11 protein-coding genes are annotated in these 9109 nt (G+C 46.0%); 1 reads left to right on the top strand and 10 read right to left on the bottom strand.

Annotated elements, in window-relative coordinates; genetic code table 11:
• Positions 1-65: 65 nt before the first annotated feature.
• Entirely contained in the window at positions 66-785 is a 720-nt protein-coding gene (locus AC1DSE_RS24020; RefSeq protein ID WP_430057844.1) for a YetF domain-containing protein, read from the bottom strand.
• Positions 786-1047: 262 nt separating this feature from the next.
• Between AC1DSE_RS24020 and AC1DSE_RS24015 the strand changes: the two genes are divergently transcribed.
• Positions 1048-1440, top strand: a complete 393-nt coding sequence (locus AC1DSE_RS24015; protein ID WP_076270835.1) for a TIGR04086 family membrane protein — start codon at positions 1048-1050, stop codon at positions 1438-1440.
• Between the two features lie 54 nt (positions 1441-1494).
• On the opposite strand, the gene yajC is transcribed toward AC1DSE_RS24015, so the two are convergent.
• The 9 genes from yajC to AC1DSE_RS23970 all read right to left on the bottom strand — a co-directional run bounded on the left by yajC (position 1495) and on the right by AC1DSE_RS23970 (position 9097).
• Positions 1495-1812 carry a preprotein translocase subunit YajC gene (gene yajC / locus AC1DSE_RS24010; RefSeq protein WP_076270836.1) on the bottom strand — a complete coding sequence of 106 codons (318 nt, stop codon included), beginning with the start codon at positions 1810-1812 and terminating at the stop codon, positions 1495-1497.
• 14 nt (positions 1813-1826) lie between these two features.
• Positions 1827-2960 carry a tRNA guanosine(34) transglycosylase Tgt gene (gene tgt, locus AC1DSE_RS24005; RefSeq protein ID WP_179089915.1) on the bottom strand — a complete coding sequence of 378 codons (1134 nt, stop codon included), beginning with the start codon at positions 2958-2960 and terminating at the stop codon, positions 1827-1829.
• 22 nt (positions 2961-2982) lie between these two features.
• Complete coding sequence (gene queA, locus AC1DSE_RS24000) at positions 2983-4029, bottom strand: tRNA preQ1(34) S-adenosylmethionine ribosyltransferase-isomerase QueA (RefSeq protein WP_477511936.1); 1047 nt, start codon at positions 4027-4029, stop codon at positions 2983-2985.
• 10 nt (positions 4030-4039) lie between these two features.
• Complete coding sequence (locus AC1DSE_RS23995; RefSeq protein ID WP_477511935.1) at positions 4040-6160, bottom strand: SpoIID/LytB domain-containing protein; 2121 nt, start codon at positions 6158-6160, stop codon at positions 4040-4042.
• A complete protein-coding gene (locus AC1DSE_RS23990; RefSeq protein ID WP_477511934.1) occupies positions 6150-6617 on the bottom strand; it encodes a thiol-disulfide oxidoreductase DCC family protein in 468 nt (155 codons plus the stop codon). The genes AC1DSE_RS23995 and AC1DSE_RS23990 overlap by 11 nt, the downstream gene beginning before the upstream one ends.
• Positions 6618-6623: 6 nt before the next feature.
• A complete protein-coding gene (gene ruvB, locus AC1DSE_RS23985; protein WP_477528295.1) occupies positions 6624-7625 on the bottom strand; it encodes a Holliday junction branch migration DNA helicase RuvB in 1002 nt (333 codons plus the stop codon).
• Between the two features lie 19 nt (positions 7626-7644).
• Complete coding sequence (gene ruvA / locus AC1DSE_RS23980; RefSeq protein ID WP_054027250.1) at positions 7645-8280, bottom strand: Holliday junction branch migration protein RuvA; 636 nt, start codon at positions 8278-8280, stop codon at positions 7645-7647.
• Positions 8277-8780, bottom strand: coding sequence for a crossover junction endodeoxyribonuclease RuvC (gene ruvC / locus AC1DSE_RS23975; RefSeq protein WP_477511933.1), 504 nt, complete (start codon positions 8778-8780; stop codon positions 8277-8279). The genes ruvA and ruvC overlap by 4 nt, the downstream gene beginning before the upstream one ends.
• Positions 8781-8941: 161 nt before the next feature.
• Positions 8942-9097, bottom strand: a complete 156-nt coding sequence (locus AC1DSE_RS23970) for a BofC C-terminal domain-containing protein (RefSeq protein WP_477528296.1) — start codon at positions 9095-9097, stop codon at positions 8942-8944.
• Positions 9098-9109 lie beyond the last annotated feature (12 nt).

The raw sequence follows: 9109 nt of genomic DNA, 5'->3' as shown, positions 1-9109 counted from the left end.
TGGCCGTTTAAACTTGAAAGGTGTTTTGATCCCTGTCTCACAAATGGGGGTCAGTCCACCTCTCTTTAACGCGGTTTTTTATCATGCGTATCAATAAACAACTTCCCTTTATAGTCAATCGTACAAAAAAACACGTCCTTAAAATCGAAGACGCCTCTTTCCTGCAAAACATTTTTTAACCAAAATCTTGTCTTTTCAAGATTTTCTAAGTTTTTGTCCTGCACCTTGCCATCCATAATAAGCGGGACAGGCAATATCTCAAAGCGATATTTCGGTGGAAAAATATTCGTTTGATTGTACTGCTTCAGCTTTTGGTCGGATCGCTCTGATTCCTGACCTTCATTACTGCCCTCTTCAGACTCATCAGCATTTTCCTTGGGTATGACGGACAGCTTRCCGCTCGTCTCCAAAATCGCAAATTCAACATCCGATACAGCACTGATTTTATTTTCCCTTAACTGCAGCATTAGATCATCCAGATTGTACCGCTGCTTGCGCATAACGTCACTATTCAGCTTGCCCTTGTCAATAATTACACTTGGTTTGCCATCAAACAGCAGTCTTAGCTTTCGACTCTTCATCGTCATAAAAGCACTGCCTACTTGAATAATCATCAAAACGACCATCGGTAAGATGCCTTCCCACATCGCCCGCTCCATGTCTTCAATAACAATGACTGCAATCTCAGCAATCATGACTGAAATAACGAGATCGAACACGGAAAGTTTACCGATTTCTCGTTTTCCCATAAAACGCATGATCAGAAATACGACGAAATAAATCATTATCGTCCGGATCAACAGGCCCCAAAATTCCAAAGGAAACCGCCTCCTCGTCTTTATCATTCGAGCTGATGCCAGCTGCGTTTTGTCCGTAAAGCTATTCTGACCTACGTGTTACAACATCATACTCCTGCTGTTTATACGAATATATGGCAATGCGGAATAAGCTGCTCATAAATACATACTGACAAGCTAATTCCTGTACTATTCTACCTAGCTTGACCATATGGATAAGTAATACGTTCATAACGCTGGGGGGAATATGATGAGTTCGGTTAAACAAGCACCTAAGCCGCCTTTAATCGCTTCACCTTTGCTTGCCGGAGTGCTTTTTTCAATCATTTGGCTAGCAGTAGGCGCATTGCTGCTCTCACTGCTTTTGCATTTTACGGCAATGAAGGAAAGCAGTTTGCCCTCTAACGCCATGCTGGTTCACGGCTTCGCAGCACTGGCGGGGGGCTTTACATCAGGAAGACGCTCTGAGAACAAAGGCTGGTATAATGGTGCATTGCTCGGTTTGCTTTATGGCGTAATTGTTATCATTATCAGCTTTCTTGCATCAAATGCTTCCTTATCCGTACATAGCATCCTTCTTCTAGGCGCTGCTCTCTTATCAGGCGCATTTGGCGGTATGATTGGCGTAAATATGAAGAAATGAACATTTACAAAAAAAAACCGACTAACATGCAAGCATGTCAGTCGGTTTTTTTAATTATTTCTCTAAATCAACCGACGCTGGTGCGGAGTTGATAATTGTATTAATTGCGCTGCGCTCAAATGTCATTTTAGTTGTATCGTTGACACGAATAACAACCGTATCGTCACTCAGCTCAACGACTGTGCCATGCAATCCACCAATTGTTGAAATTTTATCGCCTTTCTTCAATTGGTTAAGCATGCTTGCACGAGTCTTTTGTTTCTTCTGCTGCGGACGGATAAGCAAGAAATAAAAAACCGCAAACATAAGCACAAAAGGCCAAATCATTTGTAGGATATTTGTTGATCCTGCTTCACCTGCTGCTTGCAACATCGAAATCCCTCCTTTCAAAACCCTTTCTCATTATCGAACAGGCCGTAGCTTGTGAAGAAGGAATCCCGGAAATCCAAAAGCCGGTCATCCATGATCGCTTGCCGAACGTCCCGCATGAGTTGTAGCAAGAAATGCAAATTGTGATAAGTCGTCAGCCTCATACCGAACGTCTCATCCGCTTTAATTAAATGCCGGATATAAGCTCTGGAATAATTCGTGCATGTATAGCATGAGCACTCTGGATCCAGAGGACCATAATCCTCAGCGTACTTCGCATTACGGATGACGAGTCTGCCTTGGCTTGTCATGGTTGTCCCATTGCGAGCAATACGCGTTGGCAGAACACAATCGAACATATCAATACCCCGGATAGACCCTTCAATTAATGCATCCGGCGATCCAACTCCCATAAGGTAGCGTGGTTTATTCGCTGGCAAAATGGGAACCGTATAGTCGAGCACATCATACATCAGATGTTTAGGCTCTCCAACACTCAGTCCACCAATAGCATACCCCGGGAAATCCATGGAAGTCAAATCATTTGCGCTTTGAATACGCAAATCTTTGTACATCCCCCCCTGCACGATAGCGAACAGCCCTTGGTCATGTGGTCTTGCGTGAGCCTTAAGGCAGCGTTCTGCCCAACGTGTTGTACGCTCCAACGATTTCTTCACATAGTCATGCTCGGCAGGAAATGGCGGACATTCATCAAATGCCATCATAATATCAGAGCCAAGAGCATTCTGAATTTCCATCGCTACTTCTGGTGAAAGAAATTTTTTGTCGCCATTGAGATGGGAACGAAAGTGTACGCCTTCTTCGGTAATCTTACGCATTTCGCTAAGACTAAAAACTTGGAATCCGCCGCTGTCTGTTAGAATGGGACGATCCCAGTTCATGAACTTATGCAATCCACCGGCATTTCTTACAATGTCATGTCCCGGTCTTAGGAACAAATGGTAGGTGTTGCTCAAAATAATTTGAGCATCCATCGCTTTCAGTTCTTCTGGAGCCATCGTTTTCACAGTAGCTTGTGTTCCTACTGGCATAAAGGTAGGCGTCTCAATCACACCATGCGGAGTGTGTACACGTCCTAGTCTTGCTCCTGATTGTTTGCATTGTTTGATTAATTCATATTTTACAGCCACAATTCACGCTTCCTATTCCTAATTAGTAAATAAACATGGCATCGCCAAAGCTGAAAAATCGATATTCATGAGCAATCGCTTCTTCATAGGCGTGCATGACAGCATCTCGTCCAGCAAGCGCACTTACAAGCATAACGAGCGTTGACTTTGGTAGATGAAAATTGGTGAGTAATGCATTGACAAGCTTAAACTCGTAACCTGGGAAAATAAAAATAGATGTCCAGCCGTTGCAAGCTTCGATTGCTTTTCCTTCAAAGCGAGCAGCAACGGTTTCCAGCGTGCGAGATGAGGTTGTCCCTACAGCGATAATACGTGCTCCGCTCCGTTTGGCTTCATTAATTATTGCGGCATTTTGTTCACTCAGCTCATAATACTCTGCATGCATTTCATGATCCTCAACAAGGTCAACGGACATTGGGCGGAATGTGCCTAGTCCAACATGCAGTGTTACGTAGGCGAGTTTAACGCCCTTCGCTTGCAGACGCTGAAGAAATTCTTCCGTAAAATGCAAGCCCGCCGTTGGTGCTGCTGCCGACCCCGCATGTTTGGAATACACGGTTTGATACCGCTCGCGTTCTTCAAGCCTTTCCTTGATATACGGAGGCAATGGCATTTCTCCAAGACGGTCAAGCAGCTCCTGGAATATCCCCTCATATTCAAAACGTATCGTACGTCCGCCCATTTCGCCTTCTTGCTCAACAACAGCGCGCAGCAGCGGATTACCTGCACCATCATCTCCAAAGGAGAGTGCGGTGCCGACCTTCAAACGTTTAGCCGGTTTTCCGAGCGCATCCCAGCTGCCATCCTCTAGCTGTTTCAATAACAATAGCTCAATCTTTGCGCCCGTATCGCTCTTCATCCCCGTCAACCTGGCTGGAATAACTCTAGTGTCATTTAGAACTAGAACGTCTCCAGGCTTAACATACTGCTCTAAATCCGTAAATCTATTGTGTGTCAATTCGCCTGTTTGCTTGTTTAATGCAAGCAATTTCGAGGCCGTTCTGTCAAGCAATGGCGTCTGAGCAATTAAATGTTCTGGTAATTCAAAATCAAACCATTCTACGTTCATATCGATTCAATCATTCCTTAGCGATGGTGACATCTTTGTAGTAGTATTTCAAAATATATTGATAGTCATACCCTTGCTGAGCTAGGCTTAATGCTCCGTATTGCGATAATCCGACCCCGTGTCCGTTGCCAGACCCTACAAAACGGAACGAAGGCTCCTTCGTAGCTGCGCGAATATTACCGCTGCCATCTAATATAAACAAGTTAGCGTTAACCGCCTCTGTTTTTGTGCCTCCAGCACTAATCATATAAACAGGATTCGAATCCGACGGCTTCGTACGTGTTGTAGCTCCAGCACCAAGCATAGCAACCTTCGCGGTTTCCTCAATCTGGAACAACGTACTAGGCAAGGACCCTTGTACACCTAGTGCAGCACGATAATCAATTGGATAAGTAACAGTTAGCTTTTGTCCATTTGCTGTAATTTCTGTCGCACGTCCTGAAGCGCCGCGCTGGCTCACTTCGAGTGATTTGAGCGGACCTGAGACGGGAGTCTTCACTTTGCCGTTAATCGTTGTTAACATTTCTTGTGCACTGTAAGGACCACGTATCCAAGTCATTGAATTGGATTCTACACTTTTATCCAGCACAACGACCCGTGTTCCGTTGTCAACCGTTGCAATGACAGGGATCGTATCCTGTATAAGAGGATGCTTGCGTACTTTTGTGCCGTTTGTATTTACTAGCATGATACGACTTCCTGCTGCTGTCGTTTCTCCTGTCTCGGCTAGTAAATCCTCTCTAATATAACCAATAGCTCCGCTAGGGACAACAACGCGGTACCAATTGTTCAAACCTACCTCCGATGAAGCGTCCGGGCTTTTGACAGCCTGCATATAAGGAACTGCGTTGCCCCATGCTTCTTTGGCATCAGCCGTAAATCCACCACTGTTGGCTGAATAGATCGCATCAATTGCTTTTCCATTGTACAATGCAACTTCGCCTGCTGTCTCTTCGACGGCAGCAATGGTTGATGGCCGCTCTGAGCCTACACCGTAATATGCTTGGCTTAAAGTCGTATCCACGACATGCGCGATTTGGAAACCAAATCCTCGATTTAAAGCATAAGTGCGTGCAGCAACCGCTTGTGCCTTAAGTGCTTCGATAGGCCATGTAGGGTACATTTCCACACCTACAACTGAATATAAGTATTGTTCAAATGGAAGTTCATTTACGACTGCCATCCGTCCATTTAATATACTAAGCTCAAATAGTCCTCTATAGCTGCGAGCGCTCCGCTCGTTTAGCTTAATTGGATCATTCCCGATTGGAGATACCGTAACCTTCGTATCGTTGCCAGCAAACATATAGAGCTCAGTACTGCTTTCAGCTTTGGCAGTTACGGTATGATCATTTCTTATGAGCAAGTAAGCCGAACTAGCATCGGCCTCCTTCAACGCAGCTCCGCCTGAAGCATTTGCGGCAGCTGCTTTAACAATTTGCAGCTCAGCAGCTGATACAGCCGCCCCTACCATTACCGAGTAGTACGCTGATCCACTTTGCTGTGAACGAATAGCAACATAGGCATCGAGGCCAACTGCGCCGAAGCCGCTTGCTGCTGCTATCGCATCCGCTTTGCTGGTCAAAGGACCGCTCTCCAAATGAAGTGGGCCTTGAACCACCGAGTTCGAGCCTCCAACTAGCTTAGACAGCTCACTATCACCCTTCCACTTCGTTTGTGCAGTCACAGCTTCTGCAGCTGTTTTGTATGTACCTTCAATAACCTGATAGATGATTGCACCATTTTTTGAAAGGGATGTTATAAAAGCAGTACCTTTCAAAGCTTGCAAACGTTTCTGCACAGCTAGAGCTGAAGCAAACGTGGAGCTCTCGTACACTTTGACTTTAAAGCTGTCAACTGCGAATCGAGCTGTAGCTGCTCCATCTACATTAAACCAATTATTGATGCCATCAGGCTGCCTTACACCGATGCTCATTCCACCCGTTGATGAAAATGTGGCAGCTGCTGTCGTATCATCGTATTTCCCAGGCAATTGCATGAACAAAGCAACTCGGATATTGTCGAGCTTTGGTACTGCTGCCTGTGATGGAGAGCCTGTCCAAGCTGTAGCGAGCAGTACAATTGCGATCGTCATGATTAAGTAACGCTTCATATTCCGTTTAATTGACATTCCTGTTGTTCTCCTCCCTCTTCCGCGGCAATTCGCAGCCATTAACGGAACAGCTTTGTTCTGTAGATCCAAACCATTCATATCTTCTTTTGGCTACAAATTTGTACATACGATTTGCTATGCTTTTCATACCAGGTATTCGATAAAGTACGGATAGCCAGCGAAAGCCCTTTACCGTTCTTAATATACGGACAATTCCATCCGCACCAGCAAAGAGCTGCCCCTGCTCATCAGCAACATGCATTTTCTCATACAACTCTTCAAATTTCAACAGACCAACGGAAGGAATTAGCTGTTCCGTACTGCCTGCTGCCTCCAACTGTTGAATTTGAACATAATGCAAATCCGCTTTAGAATGAAGCTCCTTCAGCTTCGCAATGGAACCGAGGCACAGATTGCAATGGCCATCATAGATAACATAAAGTTTCTCAGCGGCACCATTGGCTCTGGAACTCATGGCGTACTACCTCCCCGGTATTGGTAGACCTAGGTGACGATAGGCGTTTTCCGTAGCAATCCGGCCTCGCGGCGTTCGCTGTAGAAAACCGATTTGCATTAAATACGGCTCATAGACATCTTCAATTGTTTGGCTTTCTTCGCCTATCGTTGCTGCAATCGTATCAAGGCCAACTGGCCTGCCGGCAAAAGTAGTCATCATCGCTTGCAGCATTTTGAAATCGATGAGGTCGAGTCCCATTTTATCTACCTGCAGCAGCTCAAGCGCCGAACGCGCGATATCATGTGTGATCACGCCGTCGCCGCGCACCTGCGCGAAATCACGTACTCGTTTAAGAAGACGATTCGCAATCCTCGGTGTTCCTCGAGACCGCATCGCAATCTCAGAAGCCGCTTCTCCTACAATGCTGACGTTTAATATTTCTGCTGTTCTAGCCACGATGAACGCAAGCTCATCCATCGTATAAAACTCTAGTCGGCTCACTACGCCAAAACGATCACGAAGCGGTGCAGATAAAAGCCCTGCTCTTGTAGTCGCGCCAATCAAGGTAAAAGGCGGCAAATCGAGTCGAACCGATCGAGCGCTCGGCCCTTTGCCAATCATAATGTCGAGTGCAAAGTCTTCCATTGCCGGGTACAATACTTCTTCTACCGTACGATGAAGGCGATGAATTTCATCAATAAAGAGTACATCGCCTTCCTGCAGGTTCGTGAGCAGTGCGGCAAGATCACCAGGACGTTCAATTGCAGGTCCGGATGTCGTGCRAAGGCTCACTCCGAGCTCATTGGCAATAATGTTCGACAAAGTCGTTTTACCAAGACCCGGAGGACCATACAGCAGTACATGATCAAGCGCTTCTTTGCGCAATTTTGCTGCTTCAATATATATTTTCAAGTTTTCCTTGGCTTTTGTTTGCCCAATATATTCGGCTAAATAACGGGGACGCAAGCTGAGCTCAACTGCCTGATCTTCCATCATCAGGTTGGCGGAAATGATTCTATCATCCATCTGCCTTCATCTCCCTACTTTAACCTTTAAATAGCTGCTGCAAAGCCCGCTTCATCAAAGAATCGACTGATTCCTCCGCCGTAACGCTATGCTGCAATCCATTCCATGCTTTATCAAGCTCCGCTGCTGTGTAGCCCAGCGCAGCAAGCCCTTCCCTTGCTTCCTGCCAAGCGGTGCCTGCGCCTTGACCTGAATGCCTGCTCGATGTAAGATCAAGCGCAACACCTGCTGCAGTCAAAAGACCTCCATCCAGCCCCGCCCCGATCAGCTTGTCCTTTAGATCTAGAATCATCCGCTGTGCGGTTTTTTTCCCTATGCCCGGAAGCTTAATGAGAAACGCTATATTTTCCTGCTGAATAGCGGCTATAACCGCATCCGGTCGACCACCTGACAAAATGCCCAAAGCGACGCGCGGACCAATGCCGGATACCTCCAGCAGCTTGCGGAACAGCGTCTGCTCCTCTCTCGTCTCAAAGCCAAACAACAGAACAGCATCCTCGCGAACGTTATGATGAATATAGACGACGACGGGTTCTTCTTTTTTTGCAAATGCATACGGATTAGGAGTAAATACACGATAACCGGTATCTCTTACGTCCAGAACGATATATTCGGATTCTAGATGGACGACATTGCCTCTTAAAAAATCGATCATGAACGTTTCACCTCATTTATTTTCTGATTGAGTACGACCGAGTGCGCATGACAGATCGCAACAGCGAGCGCATCGGCAACATCATCGGGCTTCGGCACTGCCGAAAGCTTCAAAAAAACCTTAACCATTTCTTGCACTTGTTTCTTCTCCGCTTTGCCATAACCAACAACCGCCTGCTTTACTTGAAGCGGCGTATATTCGCCAATAGGCAATCCGCGCTGCGCAGCAGCCAAAATAATAGCGCCCCTAGCCTGCGCCACATCAAAAGCCGTCGTCACGTTTCGATTAAAAAATAGTTTCTCTATGCCCATAGTGTCCGGCTTATATTTATCCATTAAAGCGCCCGCAGACTCGTAAACTTGCAGCAAACGCTGCTCTGAAGGCGTATGAGCTTCCGTCTGAATCGCACCGTATTGAACGGGCGTAAGCTTATGTCCGATCTTATCTATGAAACCAAATCCAACGATCGCATAACCAGGGTCAATTCCAAGAACGCGCAAACGGTCATCTCCTCAAAATAACTGCTTTCTCCACATACTCACTGAAAGTTGCTTCATCCATTATAGCAAAAGATGGCGTGAATGAGAACGCGCGTTTGATATTTCGGCCTTTAGACATAAAGAAAGGAGACCGCACGATGATGTGCGATCTCCTTTGTCACTTACTCTTGCTGATAGGCTGGGTTCATTACTTTCTGATTTTGCTCAATAGCATAGTCGCTATAGGTGGATAGAACACTATTATATTCTTCCATGTCGGTTATCCGAATCCCTCTGGTAAGCTGGTCCAGCTTATCCTGCGGCAAACTGCTCTCCATATAACGTACGTC

This window comes from Paenibacillus sp. 01L418 (genome assembly GCF_056400045.1).
Note: the sequence above shows the minus strand (reverse complement) of the source record. Positions and strands in the feature narration are given on the sequence as shown.

Bases quoted from the DNA above. Each gene is read 5' to 3' on its own strand.
- queA (WP_477511936.1), bottom strand. From the start codon at position 4,029: ATGAACGTAGAATGGTTTGATTTTGAATTACCAGAACATTTAATTGCT.
- AC1DSE_RS23970 (WP_477528296.1), bottom strand. From the start codon at position 9,097: ATGGAGAGCAGTTTGCCGCAGGATAAGCTGGACCAGCTTACCAGAGGG.
- ruvA (WP_054027250.1), bottom strand. From the start codon at position 8,280: ATGATCGATTTTTTAAGAGGCAATGTCGTCCATCTAGAATCCGAATAT.
- AC1DSE_RS24015 (WP_076270835.1), top strand. From the start codon at position 1,048: ATGAGTTCGGTTAAACAAGCACCTAAGCCGCCTTTAATCGCTTCACCT.
- AC1DSE_RS23995 (WP_477511935.1), bottom strand. From the start codon at position 6,160: ATGTCAATTAAACGGAATATGAAGCGTTACTTAATCATGACGATCGCA.
- yajC (WP_076270836.1), bottom strand. From the start codon at position 1,812: ATGTTGCAAGCAGCAGGTGAAGCAGGATCAACAAATATCCTACAAATG.
- AC1DSE_RS23990 (WP_477511934.1), bottom strand. From the start codon at position 6,617: ATGAGTTCCAGAGCCAATGGTGCCGCTGAGAAACTTTATGTTATCTAT.